Annotated in this window: 24 protein-coding genes and 1 pseudogene; 9 read left to right on the top strand and 16 right to left on the bottom strand. The window is 55.9% G+C overall.

Annotated elements, in window-relative coordinates:
• Positions 1-7: 7 nt before the first annotated feature.
• The 15 genes from QE363_RS09645 to QE363_RS09715 all read right to left on the bottom strand — a co-directional run bounded on the left by QE363_RS09645 (position 8) and on the right by QE363_RS09715 (position 11,712).
• On the bottom strand, positions 8-685 hold the full coding sequence (locus QE363_RS09645) for a hypothetical protein (protein WP_309694737.1): 678 nt from the start codon (positions 683-685) through the stop codon (positions 8-10).
• Positions 685-1,038: a hypothetical protein gene (locus tag QE363_RS09650; protein WP_309694738.1), complete on the bottom strand. Its 354-nt coding sequence runs from the start codon at positions 1,036-1,038 to the stop codon at positions 685-687. The genes QE363_RS09645 and QE363_RS09650 overlap by 1 nt, the downstream gene beginning before the upstream one ends.
• A 269-nt stretch (positions 1,039-1,307) precedes the next feature.
• The gene (locus QE363_RS09655; protein ID WP_309694739.1) at positions 1,308-3,650 is read right to left on the bottom strand and encodes a hypothetical protein; all 2,343 of its coding nucleotides are present in this window, start codon (positions 3,648-3,650) and stop codon (positions 1,308-1,310) included.
• Between the two features lie 8 nt (positions 3,651-3,658).
• Complete coding sequence (locus tag QE363_RS09660; protein WP_309694741.1) at positions 3,659-3,922, bottom strand: hypothetical protein; 264 nt, start codon at positions 3,920-3,922, stop codon at positions 3,659-3,661.
• A 17-nt stretch (positions 3,923-3,939) separates the two neighbouring features.
• Positions 3,940-4,317, bottom strand: coding sequence for a hypothetical protein (locus tag QE363_RS09665; protein WP_309694742.1), 378 nt, complete (start codon positions 4,315-4,317; stop codon positions 3,940-3,942).
• 77 nt (positions 4,318-4,394) lie between these two features.
• Positions 4,395-4,808, bottom strand: coding sequence for a phage tail tube protein (locus QE363_RS09670; protein WP_309694744.1), 414 nt, complete (start codon positions 4,806-4,808; stop codon positions 4,395-4,397).
• A gap of 48 nt (positions 4,809-4,856) precedes the next feature.
• The gene (locus tag QE363_RS09675) at positions 4,857-5,219 is read right to left on the bottom strand and encodes a DUF3168 domain-containing protein (RefSeq protein ID WP_309694746.1); all 363 of its coding nucleotides are present in this window, start codon (positions 5,217-5,219) and stop codon (positions 4,857-4,859) included.
• 7 nt (positions 5,220-5,226) lie between these two features.
• Complete coding sequence (locus QE363_RS09680; RefSeq protein ID WP_309694748.1) at positions 5,227-5,679, bottom strand: HK97-gp10 family putative phage morphogenesis protein; 453 nt, start codon at positions 5,677-5,679, stop codon at positions 5,227-5,229.
• Positions 5,676-6,140, bottom strand: coding sequence for a phage head closure protein (locus tag QE363_RS09685; protein ID WP_309694750.1), 465 nt, complete (start codon positions 6,138-6,140; stop codon positions 5,676-5,678). The genes QE363_RS09680 and QE363_RS09685 overlap by 4 nt, the downstream gene beginning before the upstream one ends.
• On the bottom strand, positions 6,137-6,436 hold the full coding sequence (locus QE363_RS09690) for a head-tail connector protein (protein ID WP_309694752.1): 300 nt from the start codon (positions 6,434-6,436) through the stop codon (positions 6,137-6,139). Before QE363_RS09690 ends, QE363_RS09685 begins: the two co-directional genes overlap by 4 nt.
• Before the next feature lie 73 nt (positions 6,437-6,509).
• A complete protein-coding gene (locus QE363_RS09695) occupies positions 6,510-7,637 on the bottom strand; it encodes a phage major capsid protein (protein ID WP_309694754.1) in 1,128 nt (375 codons plus the stop codon).
• Positions 7,627-8,352, bottom strand: coding sequence for an HK97 family phage prohead protease (locus QE363_RS09700; protein ID WP_309694756.1), 726 nt, complete (start codon positions 8,350-8,352; stop codon positions 7,627-7,629). The genes QE363_RS09695 and QE363_RS09700 overlap by 11 nt, the downstream gene beginning before the upstream one ends.
• Positions 8,353-8,360: 8 nt before the next feature.
• Positions 8,361-9,581, bottom strand: a complete 1,221-nt coding sequence (locus tag QE363_RS09705) for a phage portal protein (RefSeq protein ID WP_309694757.1) — start codon at positions 9,579-9,581, stop codon at positions 8,361-8,363.
• A 30-nt stretch (positions 9,582-9,611) separates the two neighbouring features.
• Complete coding sequence (locus tag QE363_RS09710) at positions 9,612-11,285, bottom strand: terminase TerL endonuclease subunit (RefSeq protein ID WP_309694758.1); 1,674 nt, start codon at positions 11,283-11,285, stop codon at positions 9,612-9,614.
• Positions 11,286-11,304: 19 nt separating this feature from the next.
• Positions 11,305-11,712 (bottom strand): hypothetical protein, encoded by a 408-nt coding sequence (locus QE363_RS09715; protein WP_309694759.1) that lies wholly within the window; start codon positions 11,710-11,712, stop codon positions 11,305-11,307.
• 50 nt (positions 11,713-11,762) lie between these two features.
• On the opposite strand from QE363_RS09715, the gene QE363_RS09720 reads away from it, so the two are divergent.
• Together QE363_RS09720 and QE363_RS09725 are read left to right on the top strand one after the other, a co-directional pair.
• On the top strand, positions 11,763-12,686 hold the full coding sequence (locus tag QE363_RS09720; protein ID WP_309694760.1) for a hypothetical protein: 924 nt from the start codon (positions 11,763-11,765) through the stop codon (positions 12,684-12,686).
• A 201-nt stretch (positions 12,687-12,887) separates the two neighbouring features.
• Positions 12,888-13,400 (top strand): hypothetical protein, encoded by a 513-nt coding sequence (locus QE363_RS09725; protein WP_309694761.1) that lies wholly within the window; start codon positions 12,888-12,890, stop codon positions 13,398-13,400.
• Here the strand turns inward: QE363_RS09725 and QE363_RS19720 are convergent.
• Entirely contained in the window at positions 13,386-13,757 is a 372-nt protein-coding gene (locus QE363_RS19720; RefSeq protein WP_405053174.1) for an HNH endonuclease, read from the bottom strand. The two genes, QE363_RS09725 and QE363_RS19720, sit on opposite strands and share 15 nt — an antisense overlap.
• 156 nt (positions 13,758-13,913) lie before the next feature.
• On the opposite strand from QE363_RS19720, the gene QE363_RS09735 reads away from it, so the two are divergent.
• The 7 genes and pseudogenes from QE363_RS09735 (at position 13,914) to QE363_RS09765 (ending at position 18,207) form a co-directional block, all read left to right on the top strand.
• Entirely contained in the window at positions 13,914-14,858 is a 945-nt protein-coding gene (locus QE363_RS09735; RefSeq protein WP_309694764.1) for a hypothetical protein, read from the top strand.
• Positions 14,859-14,860: 2 nt separating this feature from the next.
• On the top strand, positions 14,861-15,568 hold the full coding sequence (locus QE363_RS09740; RefSeq protein ID WP_309694765.1) for a hypothetical protein: 708 nt from the start codon (positions 14,861-14,863) through the stop codon (positions 15,566-15,568).
• A gap of 71 nt (positions 15,569-15,639) precedes the next feature.
• Positions 15,640-16,162, top strand: a pseudogene (locus QE363_RS09745) (MucR family transcriptional regulator).
• 231 nt (positions 16,163-16,393) lie between these two features.
• On the top strand, positions 16,394-16,972 hold the full coding sequence (locus tag QE363_RS09750) for a hypothetical protein (protein WP_309694767.1): 579 nt from the start codon (positions 16,394-16,396) through the stop codon (positions 16,970-16,972).
• A 50-nt stretch (positions 16,973-17,022) separates the two neighbouring features.
• Positions 17,023-17,499: a hypothetical protein gene (locus QE363_RS09755; protein WP_309694769.1), complete on the top strand. Its 477-nt coding sequence runs from the start codon at positions 17,023-17,025 to the stop codon at positions 17,497-17,499.
• A complete protein-coding gene (locus QE363_RS09760) occupies positions 17,496-17,681 on the top strand; it encodes a hypothetical protein (RefSeq protein ID WP_309694771.1) in 186 nt (61 codons plus the stop codon). The genes QE363_RS09755 and QE363_RS09760 overlap by 4 nt, the downstream gene beginning before the upstream one ends.
• 151 nt (positions 17,682-17,832) lie before the next feature.
• Entirely contained in the window at positions 17,833-18,207 is a 375-nt protein-coding gene (locus QE363_RS09765; protein WP_309694772.1) for a hypothetical protein, read from the top strand.
• Positions 18,208-18,325 lie beyond the last annotated feature (118 nt).

Here is an 18,325-nt window from a genome sequence, read left to right on the forward strand (position 1 = left end):
TCGATCACTAATCTACCTGATTTTGGTACACGCTTCCGTCAGGTGATCTACCGCCGTAACCCGTGCCGCTGCTATTAGCGACTGCCTTTGCGGGTGCGGGGTCACCGTTCGCGATGCTTGCCGCATAATCCTGAGACGTATCTGTGGGGTCGTATTTCTTCTGGTCGAGATAAGTTTGATTAGTCGCGTTCGAAACAAGCGACTGATGGCTCTCAATCGTCAGCGTGAAGTTATGCGATCGGCCATCGTTTTGGATTTCGACCTTGTCCATTGCCCCGCTTCGCACGCGCCGAAACATCCAAATGGGCTGTGCGAGCGGATCGGCCTGCGGGATCAGGATGGCGCGCCATATAGTAGCAGGGCGGGTGAGGTATTCGGCCGGGAGGGCTTCCGCTGCCGCAAGCGTGACGTTGGGACTGGCGGGGACCGCTAAACTGATGGTGAATTCGTCGGACCCACTATAGCTGAACGTGTTATCGCCAATCTGGACCGCAACGCCATTCGCGACGGGTTCGAGCGTGTTGCCATCGAGCAAGCTGTCCCCTGATCCTGTGGGCTGAATCGGATGTGCGCCAGTCCAAATGAATAGCGTTTCGTTGGCAAATTCCAGCCGCGCGGCGAGATAGGACGTGATGGCGGGGGCGGTGATCGCGCTCATCACCTGCGGCGTCATGTTGTCGCGCATCAGACGACCTCACGCGCCTCGATCGTGCCAAAGTCCGCGATACGATCGGGGTCGAGCGTGTATGCAGGGCTATCGGTCGTCGCGAGACGGAAGATACCGAAGGGGCGAGCGAACTCCACCGCTGTCCCGGCGGCGAAATCTGCCCGAAGTGCCGGTTCAAAGCGCACCGTGACACGGCCATTTGCGTCCGCCACAGCGGCGGCTTCCGTAATCCTGAGAAGCTGCGCCCCGATCGTAAGCCATTGGCCCACTCGAAGCGTCGAGAGAGCCCCTGCGGCCCATCCCGTGACGCTGACGGCATTGTTCGTGGCATAGGCCTTGGTCGCGACGGTGCGCCCCGTCAGGCCGCTCACGATTGTGCGATTGGGATAGAAGCGGAATGAACCGACCATACCTTGGAGGCTCAGGCCCCAACCCGCTATCACCTCAGCGCGAGGAATGCGCATCCGTGGCCACTGCCAAGACAGCTTCCATTGCGAGGCTTGGTGAACGACCTGAACCTTCTTCGAGTAAGGCGATTCAGTTGCGGATTGGACGCGATCCAGAACAAGGCGTTCAGTCGCGGGCGTGTATACGGGAAAATCTATCGGGAAACTGGCCACGAGATATTTAGCTCGTGGCGTTAGATCGTCCGACGTTGCAGCTTCTTGAGCGTGGAATCGGTCGCTTGCCTCGTGATGAGCGGCACTGCTGACATCACGCCCTCTGCAACCATAGCGCGGACCATGGCGGGGTCATTGCTCGTGATCGGCCCGTTGATGTTGATGTGAAGACCGCCAGCGTTATCATTGGCGGCAAGCGAGCGAAGTTCCCTATTATTGGTCACTCGTGCGTTGGCACCGATGCCCACGACTTCCGGGCCACGTTCACCTACAAGGTAGTTGCCGGGTGATGTCATGCCGCCGTTTGCGCGTGCGCCCTTCAACCCCTTTAGCAAGCTCCCAAAGATCGACCCCAACAGGCCTGAGCCGCCGCCCTCACCACCGCCAAACAAGAGATTGCCGAGCGGTTTGATGATTGCTTGTTGAAGCCCGATGTTGATCAAACCATTGATGATCGTCTTCGACATGCTGGTGAACGCCTCACCAACACTCTTCGTGCCATCAATGATGCCCATCAGCCCATCTTGAAGTGACTTCAGGCCTTCGACTTCGACATTCTCGAACGCATCATTGAGTTCGTCCTTGGTCTTCGGGATTGCGTCGAGATAAGCTTCTAACGGCGATTGGTTCTGACGCCGAACGCCATCTTCGGCGAGGTTTTGGAGGGCGGGCATGGCCTTCAACCGGGCTTCAGCCGCCTCGCGTTCTGCGCGCGTAGCCTTGCCGAGCTTCTCCAATTCGATCGTGTGTTCAAGCTGGAGACGCTCTTGATCGAATTGGTTGCGAACCAGCGCCAATGACTTTTCACGACGATCCCGTGTCGATCGTGTGAGCGCCATTTCTGCTGAAAGCATATCAGCGTCGAGTTGCTTTCCCGCCAATGCGAGGTCGAGACGATCCCGTGCAATCTCTGCGTCACGATCGCGAATGGTTGCGTCATATTCTGTGTTGAATATTTCGCGCTCGATTTCCTTCAAAAGTTTGGCTTGGGCAGCGGTGTAACGTTTCTTACCCTCTTTGACTTCCTTATCGCTGCCGGTCTGCATGTCGATGTCATCGTCATTCATGTAATAGCGATTGCGAATTTGCTTTGCGGCGAGGTCTTGACGCTCGGTCGGATCGTTGGTCATTCGCTCTTGCGAACGATAAAGGTCAGCGCGTGCGCCAAGGAACGTACGGTCCCATGCCGCCGACAATTCACCATCACTCTTCAGTGTCTGGCTAGTTTTCTTCTTTGAGGCTGCGTCAGGTTTGGGGAGAAGTGCATTGGTCGATTTTGGTGGTGTGACCCGTAGGCCGTGCCGCGATCGTGCTTCTAGCCGGGCAATGTCTTCTCGTTCGCCCCGCATTGCTTGCATGTCGGGATCATTCTTATTGCGGCCAGCCCGGATGTTGTCGTTGTAGCGGCGCGTGAGGTCATCATGCAGCGCTTGGCGACCGGCCTTTGTCTTTTTCAATTCCGCGCGGTCATCAGCCTGCATCTGCTCGATGGACTTGCCTGACATCCGCGCGCCCACGACATGCGGCACATCCCATTTCAGCGGATTGCTCTGCTGAGTAGACATCAGCTTCTGCACGTCCATTTGTGCGAAAAAGTTGGCGGCGGCAGTCGCGGCCTGCGTAAAGGCATTCGCCAGTGCCATCAGGGCGTCGGCGTTCTGGATAATCGCGCCCGCCATCTGAGCGTTCACAATCATCTTCATCGTGTCGAGTTGGTCATTCACCTGCCCACCGTTACGCAACAGGTGGTCGTCCAGCACGATCCCGTAGGATTCTGCGGCATCGGCGAGGGTGTTGAAGCCCTTCGACCCATCGGACATCAGAAGGGTGAGGTCGCCCGCTGACTTACCAAATAACTCGATTGTCTTCTGATTGCGGGCCGTCACGGTGCCGAGCTTCGCGATACCGTCCATTGCTTGTTTGAGCGCCGTGTCGGTATCCGCGCTCCTGACGCCAAGGTCATGGAAGGATTTCGTCAGCGCCTTGTTGCCGTTCTGCGCTGCGCCAAGGTTCTTTGCGAATTTCTCCACCGCCGCATCGGCATTCTCAACCGATGAACCGGAGAGTTGGGCGGCGTAGCGGAATTCTTGAATCGTCTTGGTCGTCGCGCCGGTGCGGTCAGCGAGATCAACGATGGCGTCACCGTAATCGAACGCTTCTTGGATGCGCTCTTGAAGAATGTCGAATGAGAATGCGCCGATGAAGCCACCCGCAAAGCCAATGGCGGCATTCTTCGCGATGTTCATCGCATTCGTGATTTGCGATGCGGTCTGCTGCGTCGCGCGGGACGCATTCCGAAGACCGGCAATAAACTGAGCGCTTTCGAGCGCGAGATCAACTACGAGACTACCAACATTTGCCATGCTGGTATTTAGCGGCTGGTGTCATCCTCAATGACGTTGAACCCGGCGAACGCCGCCGCAATACGATCCTCAAGCGTGATGGCTGCGGCGCGCTTCGCCTCTAATCGGGCGGTTTCTTCGGGGTCGCGGTCGAGGAAGTGGGGAGCCTCTTTTTCCGTTCGCTTATACCACTCCATTTCGAGGAGAAGGCGGGTGCGATCGTCCTCAGCGGGAGAGCCGAAGGGTTCGAAAAAGTGGTAGGCTTCCCATTCCGCTAACTCATCCGGCGACAACTGCCGATTGAGTTCACTTACTGTTCTGCCGAGCGCGAGCGCGAGGCGGAAGAGGAAGCGCCTTTCCGGGCTGGCGCGGAATTTTTTTTTAGACTTTCGGGATCACGGCGGGCGTGCTCCTGCATGGCCTGCCACAGCGAGACAATGGTTTGGTAGTCAAGTTCAGCGAAGGCGTCATAGTCCGTGACGCTGAACATCTGGTCGCCGTTTTCGTCCACGATCCCGAAAATTACGGTCAGGATCGCTTGCTCGTAGAGATCGACGCGGGGCAGGCCCTCGCGCTCCCCCTCCGGTAATGCCTGATCTTCCTTCCAAGCGGTATGCGCGGCGTCGTTGGCGTAGATAGCATCGAGGAGGTCCACGCGCGCTCGCGCCGACAGGGCGCGGATGCGCACGGTGCCGCCCCATTCAGGAACCTCAACATCAGAGGTTGGAATGGGAGCGGCAAGGATCGTGTCTCGTGAGAGGAGCATTAGGCAGCGGTGCCCTTCGTCACCGCGCCGCTGACCTCAAGCGTGATCGCGCCGGTCCACTGCTTATCGACGCCGCCCGACTTTTCGAACGACGGGACGAAGGCGTCGAACGTCCACTGTGTGCCGCTGGCCACTACCTTGAACGATGCCAGCGTACCGGCGGTGCGCGCCGTGTCACACGCTACCTGACCAGCGTCCGCGACGATGTAGTTGACGCTGATCTTGATCGACCCCTCATCGGGGATACCCATCTGTTTTTCCTTTGCGACAGAATCCAAGTCTGTCACGTCAATGATGGATGCAGCGCCCGAGCCGATGCCGCTAAAGTCGGTAACGCCCGATATTTTCGTATAATTGCTGCCGGTCTTGATTGAGATTGTCGTTCCCTGCGACGGCAAAACGTTCTTGGCCATATTTCTCCTGAAAACTATAGTTCAGGATATTTATCTCAGGGGCGTGATTTAGACGGTCGTGAAGAATTTGAAGAACAAGAGCGCGCGATGAAGTGTGGCCTGCGTCGTGGTGTCGGCCATCATATGTTCGTCAAGCCACTCGACAGTCTCGACACCGTTTTCACGCCAGATGATGAGGCTATTTCGGATAGCCCGCGCAAGGATTTTCGCTTGTCCATAAGACTCGCTCGATATGCTGATTTGGAATGTCACGAAGCCTTCGTCTGACACTGATCCATCGAGATCGGTCGTAACCTGTGTTTCAAGAAGCTGGTAGACCGCACACGGGAGAGCGTAAGCGGTTGGCGCGACGCTTGGGTAGACATTCGGAATACATGTTTTGAGGCGCGCGTTGAGAAGCTGGTCGATCATACGATATTTAGACGCCGCGCTTGATCAACTGCTTGTTCAGAACTTTGCCGATTGTATCGATGATAGATTGCTGAGAGTTTGTCAGCGCGCGGATCATGAAGGGATCGGCGGCATTGTGAATGCTGCCAAACTCAACGAATGAAGAATGGTACGCGCTTGAGCCGATCGTCACCGCATTCTTGACTTGCGTGGGGTCAGCGCTTTTGAGTTTCTTTACCTTGATGTTGTTGACGATCTTCCCGTGCGTCTCCTGCCGCGTCGTGCCACCCTTATTGTGACGGGTGCGCGTTTCGCCTTCGGTTGTCTTTGGGGAGTTGGGAGCCTCTTTGATCGCCTCTTTGCGCAGTGTGGCCGCGCCTGCGCGGTTCGCAATTTGACCAGCTTTCGTGGCTTCCTGCTTCGACAGGCTCTCCAAGCGGTCTTGGAGCGCCGCCAGACCCCGCATGTTCGCGGTGATCACAGGCGCTCCTCCAGTGTGAGGACCATCGTCTGGCGGCGGTCTGGCTGGTCGATCGCCACGATGTCGAATTCGGTGTCATCGATCTGGACACGCATCGCCGTGGTGATGTCAGGGCGATAGCGGATCAGGTATCGAGCCGTGGAGTAGGTGTCGCGACCACCCGCCCGTGCGGCATCCTGCGTGCGCAATTCGAGGCGCTGGGCATACAGGGATGCGATCTGGCGAAAGCTGGTGATGACCTGACCGAATTCGTCCTGTTCGTTGCCTGCATCGTCGTAGCTGCCCGCGTCATCGCTCGCGCCAGCGCCTGCCGCGAAGAACATGAGCGAAGAGCCGCTTGTATCATCGGGTTCGATAGCGGGTGCCCCGGCTGCGACACGCGTCGGGGAGATGTTGGGCGAACCGCTGCGCGCGCTCAGGAGCGTCAATCGCCGGTCGAGCTGCCCCGCATTGATCTTCACAGCGAAAACACCCGGAAAGGGGCGCAAAGGCGCGTGATCGTCGTCATGGCGGCGCTGGTGTCGCCCGCACGATCATCGAAATGCGCCGCAACGTGAACTGCAATTGCGTGTTTGAGCGCGGTCGGGACGATCGGCGTCACGAGCTTGCCGTCGCCGTCCGTGTAAGGTCGAATGCGTCTACTGGTCAGGTGTTCTACAATATCCGCGCCAGACTCGACCAACATCTGTATCGCGTTTGGGTCGGTTCCAGCATCAATTCTAAGCCATTCTTGAAGTTCGCTCTGTGTGATCAGCATGAAGATATTTATGCTGATACGGAAGGAGCGGGGATTGCTCCCCGCTCTTCGCTTTTCATCCTGCTATTCCTGCTTACGCAGCGATCTTCAGAAGCTTGTAAGCCGCAGTATCCACGACACAGCCACCCACACGCTTGCGCGTCTGATAGGTGACGTAGGGCTGGGCGATGTATGGGTTGTAGAGCATCGACATTCCGACACGGTCAGCGATCGTGTAGGCGCGAGCGAAGTCACCGAAGACGATAGGCGTCGAGTTCGCTGCGATATTCGGCATGTCCTCGGCTTCCACGACCTCATAACCAGCGAGCAAGCCGGGGACGCCCGACTGGAGGCTATCCTGCCACAGGTAGCGACCAGTGGTGTCCTTCAACATGCGGACCTGACCAAGCGTATCCTTGTTCATGATGAAGCGGGCGTTCGGGCGGTACGCGGCCTTCAGCGAGTGGACCAGCGCAATGATGGAGTCAGCGGTGATCTTGGCTGCATCGCCAGTCTTCACGGCCTGAACGGTGCCGAAGGCGCGGGTGGAGTCGGCGGTGAACGCTGTGGTGACGTTGAGTAGGCCCTTCGGCTTCTTCACGCCATCGCCGAGCAGGAATGCCGCACCTTCCGCGCGAGCAAACTCAGTCGCGACCTCAGTCGTTACGAAGCTGGCGATGTCGAATGCCGAATCCTCAAGGATCGTCTGCGTGACGAACGGGCTGGCATATAGCTCGCCAAAGGACGGCACGATTTCAACCAGCGACGAAGCAGCGGTTTCCGGGCGAGCATCCTTCTCGCCAACCCATGCCGAAGCGGTGCCGCCCACGGAGAACGGTATGTGGAAGTCGGGCGTCGTGACGGAGATGACCCGCGCGACCGAGCGCATCGGCGAGATGTCGATAACGGCCTTCTGAATCTGGCTGTCGATCAGCTTCGGCACGGTGTAGCCGCCCTCAGCCGGGACCAGCGCCGACATCGCCTTGATTTCCATGGAGTCGCCGCCACGAAGGTACATATTGAACGCCTTCGTCTCATTGTCGGTCGTGATGTTCGACACGATGGCGGGACGATTTGCGGCAGTTTCCAGCGCCTTGATTTCAGCGCGTAGTTCGGTCAGCGCTGTGTTCAGCGCGTCAGCCTGCTTGGTTTCTGCGCGGTCTACGGCAGACTTGAACTCGGTTTCGAGATTCTTGAGTTCGGTATTTATATTAGCGGACATACATCTCCTTGATTGTTGCAACACTCGATCGGATGGCCGCTAACGCAGCCTCGTGGTATTTAGCTTCCTGTTCATCGCCAGCGTCTTCATCGACATCGCCCGACTTTTCATCGTCGTCATCCATCACCTCATCATCGGTGGTGTCATCATCACGGCTGTCAAAAAGCTTCGTGATTGCGTCTTCACCAAAGCCCGCATCCGTGAGTTTCTTTTTCAAATCTTCATCCATGTCATTCTCCTGATTTTTGACGCTCGCGACACGCGCCAATTCGTTGCACGGGAAGGTGACGACTGAGATTTCGATCAACTTCGCTTCAGTAATTGTTCGCGTCTTCCCGTCGATTTCATATCCTGTTGCGATATATCCGATGGACAGCCCTGTTACGGCTCCTGCCTTCACCGCTGCATAGGCGTCGCGACCCGCTGTGGTGTCGAGGAACTGGCCGCTTGCTTTGAGGCCGGTGGAATCCTCTATGAGATCAGTCCACACGCCAATCGGTAGCGCGAAGGCATCGTGATTGAAGAACATCGCGGGCATTGTTCCCGCCGATTTGTGTTCTTCGAGCGTGGCGCTGAATGCTCCGGGCGCGATGATGTCGCGCGCCTGATCCACATTGTTGAATACCGCGCCGTAGCCCTCGAAGGTGCGCGCCGTCGCACCTTCCGTTTCGGCAAATTTAACCTCTATCTTCCCCGCGAATGCCTTTTTCTCCATGCCGGTATTTATTCGGCGGGGGCTTGTGGCTGTTTGTCAGGGCCGAAGAGATTGACAGCGGGCGTCAGGAGGTCGGCCGTGGGATCATTAGAACGGTCAAAACCCTCCATTTCGCGTGCTTCGTTGCGGGTAAAGATGCCGCTCGCGATCCCGTTTTTATAATACTCCATTCGCTCTTTGGCGGTACCACGCAGGAAGTCGCGGTTGTCTATCGTGACGCGAAGGCCAGCGGCACGTTCGGTATCAGTAAGAAGCGCTTTGTCTGCGGACTGCATGTAGCGAGCGTGCCAATGAGCGTCTGTGTCTTGGTCATGTGCGATATGGGCTTGCTCGACGCTGGCGTAGGACTGTGAGCCAAGCGATTGAAAGACTTTCGTCGGGCTGACGCGGAAGAATCGGCAGACTTCTTCAATCTGGTAGCGGCGAGCTTCTATCCACTGTGCATCGTTGGCCGTGGACGCGAGCGGATTGAACTCGACTCCGGCGGGGAGGAGGATCGTCTTATGGGCGTTGCCCACGCCCTTCGCTTGTGAGTTCCAAAACTCGGTGAGTTCCCGAACCTGTTCGGGATTGAGCACTGTGCCATTCGCCGGAGACAGGATGCCTCCCGGCTTTGCGCCGTTTTTGAATAGGTTTGCGCCGTACGTCTCGGTCGCAGTGGCAAGACCTAGGGCATTGCGAGCCGCCTTGATCGTGGGCATCCCTTCGTAGGAAAGCCAAGCTGGTCCCTTCAAGTGCCAGATTTGCGACGCTGGAACGCGCATACCATAGAGGTAATATCGGACTTCACCGCCTAGCTTGGTTTCATCGACCTCTATCGCGACGTTACCGGGGTCGATGGGTAGGAGTTCAAGAATTTCGCCAGTGCGCTGAGAGCGATTGATGAAGACGTGGGCGTTGCTGTTTAACGCGAGATGCCAGCCAATCTGTTCGCGAAATTCGTAGCTGGTCTGACGCGAATTTGGTGAACGATTGAGAAGATTGTAGAGCGAATGATCAGTTGCCGCGATGCGCCCGCCAGATGTTTCGCGGTGCAGATAGCACGGCGGCAGTGCGAGGCCCTCAGCAATGACGCGGGCGCAAGCATGAACTGCGCTGACCGTCGTGCCACCAACACCGACGCCCATGGCTTCGCGAAGTGCCTCCTCTACCGCTTCCGGCGAGGAGATCGTCGGCGTTACTGTATTGTATTCTGACTTCTGTTCTGTTGCTCCTAAGAGCCAATCCATAAAACCCATTGGTTATTTAGGTTGGTGGGATTAGTCCAAGACGGCGAACGTCAGTTTGACGGGCGGGGTAGGGGGCGTCTCACAAGACGCGGCGTAAGCCATGAGTGTCGCGATCATCACGTCAATCTTCTGATGTTTCTGCGATTTTGACGGCTTCACAGGAGTGCGCGTCACTCCCTTTTCATTGATTGCGACATTGGCCGCGCACCAATTCAACACGGGGTTATTGGGGTGGCGGATGTTGCCGTTCTTTAAGTCGGCCTCAAAGTCGTCAAGGGTGGTGGTCCAGAGGGCAGGGGCAGATGCTGGCCAAATCTCTGTCTCGATTCCAAGTGCGTCGACTTCCTGCCGAAGAAACTCGCCCTGCCATGGGTCGAAGATCGCTTTCACAATCTTGAAGTCGCGGCATAGTTGGAGAACGTGACGCCTGACTTCTTCAAAGTCAGATGCGGTGCCCTCTGTCGCTCTCAAGTGGCCGCTGTCGATCCAATCTCGGTACGCGGAAGCATTCGGTGACGCGTCCAGCGCGCCTTCGGGGAGGTGGGCGAACGGGAAGATGAGCTTGCGGCCAGCGTCCGGGATGATCAACGAGACGGCGGTGAGGTCCTGACGCGTCGAGATGTCAGCCGCCAAATAGGCTTCCCGGCCGCGATAGCGGGTGATGTCGAGCGTTTCGTCTATAGCGGACGCCCAAAGCTGCGTCGTCAGCCATCCGGCCGCACTCGCGACCCACTGATTGAGATGTTTGGTGCGGATCGCGGCCTGTTTGGCGGGGGACTGCCGCGCCTCGCTAAGCTGATCCTGTAGATAGGCGGCACCGATGCTGACGCCCCAATTGGGATTGGCCTTCCGCCATGACGCTTCGTCGCGCCAGTCGTCGCCGGGGTCGATGGTATAGATGAGGGCGAAGAGGCGATCATTCGCCTTCAGGCCCGCCAGCACGGCTTCGGCCTCCATCTGCTCAGCATGGCAGACGCCAGCGAGATTGCTGCCCGCCGTCGTGATAATTAGGAGAAGGGGCTGCGAACGCGCGCCCATGCCAGTGCGGAAGGCGTTAATCTGGGTATCGTCGCGGGCCTGATGAAGCTCGTCACAGCACGCGAAATGCGGTGATGATCCATCCTTCGTGTTGGCGATGACCCGGCTAAATTTGGAACCAGTCGTGACGCTATAAATGGCCGATTTCGCCACGCTGATGTCGAGGGCTTCGGCTAAGCCGGGTGACATCTCCACCATACGGCGGGCGGGCTCAAATACCTCGTTCGCCTGCTCCAGACTGGTTGCGCCGCTGTAGCCCTCAGCGCCCGGCTCGCCGTCTGCGAACACCATGTAGAGTGCGATGCCAGCGGCAAGGAGTGATTTGCCATTCTTGCGTGGCAACAGGATCAGCGCTTGGCGGTACCGCCTAAGGCCGGACGCTTTTTCAAGCCATCCGAAGATGTTCGCGAGCGCGAAGACCTGAAACGGTTCAAGGCGGATGGGCTGGCCAGCCCATTTGCCTTTGACGTGGACAAGGCCCTGTATGAAATTGCAGACGTGATCGACCGCATCTTCACTAAAGATGAGGTCCCGGCGGTCAAAATCGGCTTGGAAACGCTGCGCAGCCTGCTTGATCTGGACGCATGCGGGCGTCTTTTCGCTCAATACGTCTTTGGCATAAGCGGCGGCGACGGCTGAAAAACTGTTTCGGGTGAACCTTCTCACCCAATATTTAGGATCAGCGTTACTTCGGTCGGACGGTGAAGGGCGATGCCGTGGGCTTATCCGCCGTTCCTGTACGCGCGAGACGGGATCGAAGCCCCGCAATGCCAAGGAGTTCAGCCATGCGGCGAAGCTCGGTCAAGATCGCGGCCTTGGGTAGCTCACCCGCGCTGATCTGCTCGCGATACAGAGCTTCTATCGTGCAATAGCGGGCAAATAGGCTGCTATCTGCCTCTGTGATCCCGCAGGCCGTGACCCGGTCCAGTTCCTCACGCCAAACCGAGCGTGCTTCCTTCGTCAAATAGCGGGGGGCGATAGGAGCGCTCTTGGCAGGCGTCGCAATTTCGGTGATGTCGGCGTGGCGGTCAGCGCGGAAAGTGCCCGCGAGTGCTTTTGCGGCTGGATTTGCTATGCGGCGTCCTATTTTCACGCATATATTTATACATAGCAGGCTTTTTAGAGTCAGAGTGAGGGGGGGCTATGAACGAAGGGCCAGACACAGCGCCAACGCCAGTGGCGGGCCAGAAAAAAGAGTTGCGAGATTGGCTTAACGTCATTGTCGCATTCTGTGCGCTTATAGTTTCAATTGTCTCGCTGTGGACTACTATAAAAGTGTCTGGTCTAGAGGATTACTTTCAATCCGAGATCGTAAGGCGAAATGCGGAATTGAAGCAGATAGCGGCACGATCCGACATGCTAGAAAGCGTGGCTACGGCCCGTTCCGAGCGGTTATCCGAAATCCAATCTTCAGCCGATAGTGTTATGTCCCGCTTTTCCGAGGCTCAGCAACGTCTAATTCTCGCCCAAGCAGATTTGTCCAAGGTTCGCAGCGACGCTGCATTGGCGGCAGCCAATCTGGCAGATGCAAAACGGGGAGGTGCCGAGACGGCAGCCAGACTGGCATCCCAAGCGAACTCCTTTGATCTTTTTATACGTGCGAATGCACTCGATTACGCTTCACTAAGTTTAGTTATGAGAACAAGATTTGATGAGGACGCAATCCCGTCAGGAAAGTCCGCTATAAAGGCTATCAATGCTCTGACCGCTCCTGCTGGGCAACGTTTGCTTCAACCCTATCTCGACCGCATTAAAGTCAAGGTCCCTTCCGTTTGCCCCATGCTGAACGATTGGAAGGCCACGATTCCTGACGCGCTACCGGAGGTGCCCAAACCTACAATAACGTATATGTCGAATGCATCTAAGCAGACGATCGACCGCCTGACCCGTGAAGCGCAAAGCAAATACATGACGGCTTTGAACGAAAAATTTGAGAAAGATCGGGTCCGGCGGGAAGCAGAACGCGAGGCTTATGAGCAACTGGATCGTCTTTCGAAAAACTGCATGTGCAAAGCTTTGGCTGACGAAAAGATCGGCGCTGACCAAATTTGCCCCGCGACATCCTGAAATTTCATTCTGACATGAAGAAAAAAAGGCTGGGGTGCGGTGTACGCCTTTGAGGGGGCGGGATGATTCCACCCCGCCCCCCTTCATGACGCGCTTGATTGGGAGGTCGAACCTCCAAATGTATTTATCATCGCGATTCAAATCGCTGCCGATTTCCAAAATATTTCGATCGTTTCCATCGTGTTAAGCATTCGCGTTAGGATGATGGCTGAGGCGAAATCTTACGATCGGCAGCGTAAGGGAGTAGCGATGCGAAAATCAAATTACCGTGCGGATGTCATCGGTTGCTATGCAATGTGGTCGCCAACGCTGCATCATGAGCATCGAAGAAGGTTTCCTTCACAAGCCCACACGATCATCAAGATTGGAAGTTCCGAAGACATATTTGGCCGGATTGATAACCACAACGGCATCGATTCAAAATATTCTACATTGCACTGGGCCAATGATAGAGACGGCTATGCGCATGTGAAAGACTGGAAGCTGTGGCGGATAACGCAAGAGCTTAATGGTTTCTCGCTCTTGGGGCGGGAGCGACAGCTACAAGCCGTTCACTCGAAGATAGCGTCCTTCGTCTGGGAGGATATGCATCGCAAAATATCCGACCGTAAATATGTGCCTGCTGTCGAAGAATTGTTCGTATGCAAATTTGCTGCCGTCAAAGCGCAGTTTTGCATGCCCATGATGCCCATTCCAGAGTTAGGCGACACGTGAGGATGTGCCGCGCCTAAGCCACTCGCCCAACTCTGGGTCGAGGCTGATTGAGGTGATGTCATGTCCTCGCTTGGCATATCGCATTTCTATGATAGCCTTAGCATCGTTGCAGGCGCGGCAGGCGGGCGCGAGGTTCGCGATGCCGTTGCTCCCGCCAAGGCTGAGCGCGACGACGTGATCGATGATGGTTGCGGGGGTGACGTGACCGAGAGCGCGGCAATAGCGGCACAATGGTTCATTGCTGAGGATGGCGAGGCGTTGGCGGCGGTAGGTAGCGGATCGGTCCCGAAGCGACGCACTGCCGCCGTTTTTCACTGCTTTGACTGATTTCCCGAATTGGGTCGGTCTGCGAGGCATCCGCTATTTAGTGGTTTCGACCAGTCGCCAATTGCCCCCGTCGAGGTGTCTGCAATGAAACTCACAAATGGAGTCGGGGAATTCCCAAATCCGTTGATTCTAAAACTTTACCGCTCTGGATGAGGTGGTATTGTGTGGCATGGGAGGATAGCATCCATGCTGCTGGAAAAGTTTTCGCGTTTTGTAAAATCGTATAATTTGACTTTTACGCCACGGCATGGAGGCGCGGCGCATCTGCCTTTCATCGAAAGTGGATCAAAGCCAGCGATGCTCAAGGCGTTTCGCCGCTCGATTAAGGCCGATCAGGCTTGGCGCAAGCTTGGCAACGGCGATTTGGTGGAGCTTATAAAAGCGCAGCATGACGCAGAGCGAGACGCAGTTGTGCTGCTGTTTCATCGTGTCCGTCCGAATGCCCCCGATCCGACTTACCGCAAAAAAGCTCGCGACAGCATGTCGGTGCGTCGGGCCACTCGCGAAATAGACGAAGATCAGTCGCTATCCGCACATCTTGTGATAAGCATTAAGCCAACCAAGGCAGGGCAATACAAAGCTGTTCTGGAAGAGGTTCCGGGTCTGAGTTTGTCAAATGTCATGCCTGTTATCCAAAAATCGCTTAGAGAATACGAATATGATTTTAAAGATCGGCGCGGAGATAAGCAATCATCTTACATGATGGCGAAAAGTGCAGGTGTAAAGTCAGAAACGATAGCCGATACCTTGAACAATAAGGGGCGGTTGACGCTTTTGACGTTGGTCAAGCCTGCGCCGCCAGAAATGGTGGACAGCGAGGGTATATTTAAGCCGCGTGATCAACGCCTGAAGATAACTGTTGATCGGAGCTTAGCTGATCCCAATATGTTGGAAAAGCTAGAAAATTATATAAAGAACGCCCGCAGTGACGGCTGGGACAAGTTTGACGTAGAACTTCAGTTCGACAACGACCGCATAAGGACGGTTACAATTGAGCGGGAAGACGAAGCGCGTGAGACGCTGTTTGTAAAGGCCAAAGAAGTGCACGTGTCTGACGAATTGCCGGTCTGCACCGCTAAGATAATTGAACCACTTGTTGTCAAAATGGCGAAGGTGCTCAAGGCTGCGTAAGCATGGATAACCGTGTCCTAGTCACGCCATTGAATTATCTAAGACTGGTAGATTACCGTCGCGTGCGACTGATCTATCAGAATATAACTGCGCATCTTGTATTGTTCATATTATTTTCTGCGCCATTTTTGATTTTTGAAAAGGCAAACTTTTTTCATAAAGACGGCTTTATCGACAAGCTCGGTTCTTTTTCTTCGGTGCTGACGGGTTTTTATGTGGCCGGGTTATTGGCGGTAGCGACTTTCGGTGAACACGGAACAAACGATAAGCCGATCACCGTTGGTCCGATCATATTGCCGAAACGCCGCCATCATCTGCTTGGATGGAGGCGGAACGCTAATCCTTCTGGAGGGGAATCCGAGTTTGAGGATGACGACCTCGCTGATGATCAGCATCTGAGCCGCCGCGAGTATGTCTGCTATATGTTTGGATATCTGGCGTTCGCATCGTTGGTGATCACCATTTTTTCCATAGTGGTGGTTTCCGTGCTGTCCGCAGGCTCGCAAATAAGGCCACTGCACCATCAGCTTGGTGCATATCGCCTGACCGTCAAGCCGGATTTTTTTCGTGGAATGATGGTGATAGCGGTGTCAGCGTACCTCTCGCATGTCATAATAACAACGTGCCGTGCGCTGTATTATTTGACGGATCGTTTGTACGCGAAGGAGCCCGAGCTTCTTCCTCGAACGGACGATGAAGGCAATCATTAAGACTGGATGTGGTTGGTTGCCTCAGCGACCATTTGGTCTACTAAAAGCGATCTCCCATCCAAGGATTGATCATGGCCGACGAAAACTTTGAAATCGACGCTGTCGAACTCGCCACCGAATTGACCGTAGCGTGGCTCGCCAACCCCAACACGCGCACTTCGGCCGATGATGTTCCCGCATTCCTGCACAAGATGCACGAGACGGTTTCGGCTCTCATGGGCGGTGGCGCTGCGACGACCGAGGTTGAAGCTCCCGTCGAATACACCCCGGCTGTGACGGTGCGTAAGTCGCTCGCATCGCCCGATCACATCGTCTCGATGATCGACGGCAAGCCCTACAAGACGTTGCGTCGTCACCTTCGCCACGCATGGCCTGACGCCGGAGGAATATCGCGAGCGCTATAATCTGAAGGCAGATTACCCGATGGTGGCCCAGACGTATTCGGAAAGCCGCCGGGCGATGGCGAAGAAGATCGGTCTTGGTCGCAAGCCGGGTGCGAAGGTCGAAAAGGCTGCGGCGAAGCCTGCTCGTAAGGGCAAGTCGGTTGCTGACGCCAAGGCGGCGGCACAGGCCCATTTGGGCGGCGAGGGCTGAAATTATGGGGGCGGGGGCGATCCCGCCCTTTTTTCATAATGATGCGAGGGCGACACCTTGGCTTATCCCGACCGTGATGCAATCATCATGCCGGGAGATAAGACATGGAATTTTTGAATGCGTCGCTGTTTTGGGCGGGGGTCGCCACGGCCATCGTTATTTTTGGCATTATCGCGATCATTCGAGGCATTCTTCCTCCAAAGGATGGGCCAAAGCCCTGAACGTCCATCCATGACGGACATCACGTATGAGCGCTTCCAACAGGCGCTTGGTGACATCATTATCAAATGGGCCATTGCGGAAGAGCACTTTCGACAGCTTTTGACCGCTGTCGCCGGGCTGGAGCCGCTCGAAGGTGAAATCATTTTCGATCGCGTTGCGGCTGGCAAGCAGCGTGAGATATTGATGCTCTTGGCCAAAGAGCGGCACGGGAAGGCGGTGCAGGACGATTTAGCTTTCTGTGCCCGGCTTCACGCGATCAACGGCGCGAACCGCAATCTCTTCGCCCATGGCCATATAGGGTTCGGTACCATGGGGGATAAGCCGCCCAAGGCAAGCCGGATCAAGCTCGTGATCGGAAACCGCAACCACAACAGAATGTGGGAAATCGAGTTCTCTGACGTTTTGCGCATAGCGGACGACATCCAACTCTTCGATCACTATACGCGACACCTTGCCTTCGCGATCCCTGACGATCGGCATAAGCCAAGCCGATATGTCGGTGGATTGCATAGACCTGTCGAGCCGGTCGATCATAGCAAGGCGTGGACCGATCTAGGCGACGTTTGCAAAGACGAATTTGACTTTTAATAAGTTCGGCGTAGGCCATGCTTCATAGACAACCGTGAAGGCGATGAATCATGGCGCTGAAAGACATCTTCAACCTCTTTGACGACAAGCTCGCCGACGTGTTCGCGAAGAAGGCCTACGATCCCGCAAAGGATCGCGCTAAGCTTGTGAAACGCCTCGAAACGCAGAAGGCCAAGTTTCTCGCGACCGAGCCCGCGCGCGGCGCGAAGGATTTCAAGATCGCTAACGGCGTCGTTGAATTCCGGCCCGTGCTTCCCGGCGGACACCCGCTGGTGCTGGGCGGCAAGGAGGTGAACTATGTCCCGTCAGAGCGCTTTGCGGATGTCTTGGACAAGCTGATTGCCGAAGTGCAGGCGGGCGAGGTTGACGATCAGCTTGAGGGCAAAGAGGGCAGTGCGCCTATGCCTCGCGCTCGCACCGCCCGTGCGCCTCGTGAAGGTGGCGGCAAGGGTTGGTCGGAAGAGCGCCGGGCAGCTTATGCAGCGACGATCGCAGCGCGTAAGGCGGCGAAGGGGCAGGGCGAATGAGCGTATCGCTGCCCGACCAGATTCGCGGCTACGAAGCGGCGGCAAATAAGATTCTAAAGGAAATGGACGCGGCACAGGCTTTGCCCGATCTTGCCCGAAAGCAAAAAGAAGCAGACTGCAATAGACGTCTCTGGCCGATATATGATGCGCTCATGAAGCTTACTAAGCTACCAGAACAATAAATCTGACATATTAAAAAGAGGCGGGGAGAAATCCCCGCCATTTTTATATCGAAGCACTGTTTGTAAAAATCTACATAGCGCAATTTTAACTAACAGGGTTGAAGCTGTGTGGCAGATAATTACCTCATGGATACAATGAGGAGAATTTGCGATGCTGACCGATCAGGAGATTGAGGCGGGAAAAGCCAAGCTGCGCCACACATCAGATGTTCTACATGAGCATAACGATTGCATTCGTCTGGCGTATGAGTGGTTGGACGCACAGGTGACGATCAAGAGTGGCTCGAAGAAATTTCGCCCGCTCAAACATATCATCGAGAAATGGGCTGGCCGCTACGTCAGCCAATCGGATGTCGAGGTTGCGGCCATCATGCATCCCCGCATCAAGGGCGAGTACCCGAATTACAATTTGTCGGCGAAGATCGTGCTGCCCAACGATCGCCGGTTGCAGGGTATTGGCGAAGCGCTGACGCAGGGGCAGCGGGATCGAATGGACCGCTCTATCTACTCGACTGTCGAGGCATGATGCGAAGAAGGCCGGTGGTGCACCACCGGCCTTCCAAAATCTGTCTCTGAGTGTGGAGCATGCTCAATGATGATCAGCCATGGCGCTCACAGATAGGTTTCATCTGCGAATGAAACCG

The sequence above is a fragment of the Sphingomonas sp. SORGH_AS_0870 genome, assembly GCF_031453175.1.
Lineage (GTDB): Bacteria > Pseudomonadota > Alphaproteobacteria > Sphingomonadales > Sphingomonadaceae > Sphingomonas.

Coding starts and splice junctions, on each gene's coding strand:
- QE363_RS09740 (WP_309694765.1), top strand. CDS start 14,861: ATGGATAACCGTGTCCTAGTCACGCCATTGAATTATCTAAGACTGGTA.
- QE363_RS09750 (WP_309694767.1), top strand. CDS start 16,394: ATGACGGACATCACGTATGAGCGCTTCCAACAGGCGCTTGGTGACATC.
- QE363_RS09675 (WP_309694746.1), bottom strand. CDS start 5,219: ATGATCGACCAGCTTCTCAACGCGCGCCTCAAAACATGTATTCCGAAT.
- QE363_RS09670 (WP_309694744.1), bottom strand. CDS start 4,808: ATGGCCAAGAACGTTTTGCCGTCGCAGGGAACGACAATCTCAATCAAG.
- QE363_RS09760 (WP_309694771.1), top strand. CDS start 17,496: ATGAGCGTATCGCTGCCCGACCAGATTCGCGGCTACGAAGCGGCGGCA.
- QE363_RS19720 (WP_405053174.1), bottom strand. CDS start 13,757: ATGCCTCGCAGACCGACCCAATTCGGGAAATCAGTCAAAGCAGTGAAA.
- QE363_RS09755 (WP_309694769.1), top strand. CDS start 17,023: ATGGCGCTGAAAGACATCTTCAACCTCTTTGACGACAAGCTCGCCGAC.
- QE363_RS09705 (WP_309694757.1), bottom strand. CDS start 9,581: ATGGATTGGCTCTTAGGAGCAACAGAACAGAAGTCAGAATACAATACA.
- QE363_RS09700 (WP_309694756.1), bottom strand. CDS start 8,352: ATGGAGAAAAAGGCATTCGCGGGGAAGATAGAGGTTAAATTTGCCGAA.
- QE363_RS09690 (WP_309694752.1), bottom strand. CDS start 6,436: ATGCTGATCACACAGAGCGAACTTCAAGAATGGCTTAGAATTGATGCT.
- QE363_RS09720 (WP_309694760.1), top strand. CDS start 11,763: ATGAACGAAGGGCCAGACACAGCGCCAACGCCAGTGGCGGGCCAGAAA.
- QE363_RS09735 (WP_309694764.1), top strand. CDS start 13,914: ATGCTGCTGGAAAAGTTTTCGCGTTTTGTAAAATCGTATAATTTGACT.
- QE363_RS09645 (WP_309694737.1), bottom strand. CDS start 685: ATGCGCGACAACATGACGCCGCAGGTGATGAGCGCGATCACCGCCCCC.
- QE363_RS09765 (WP_309694772.1), top strand. CDS start 17,833: ATGCTGACCGATCAGGAGATTGAGGCGGGAAAAGCCAAGCTGCGCCAC.
- QE363_RS09725 (WP_309694761.1), top strand. CDS start 12,888: ATGATGGCTGAGGCGAAATCTTACGATCGGCAGCGTAAGGGAGTAGCG.
- QE363_RS09695 (WP_309694754.1), bottom strand. CDS start 7,637: ATGTCCGCTAATATAAATACCGAACTCAAGAATCTCGAAACCGAGTTC.
- QE363_RS09655 (WP_309694739.1), bottom strand. CDS start 3,650: ATGGCAAATGTTGGTAGTCTCGTAGTTGATCTCGCGCTCGAAAGCGCT.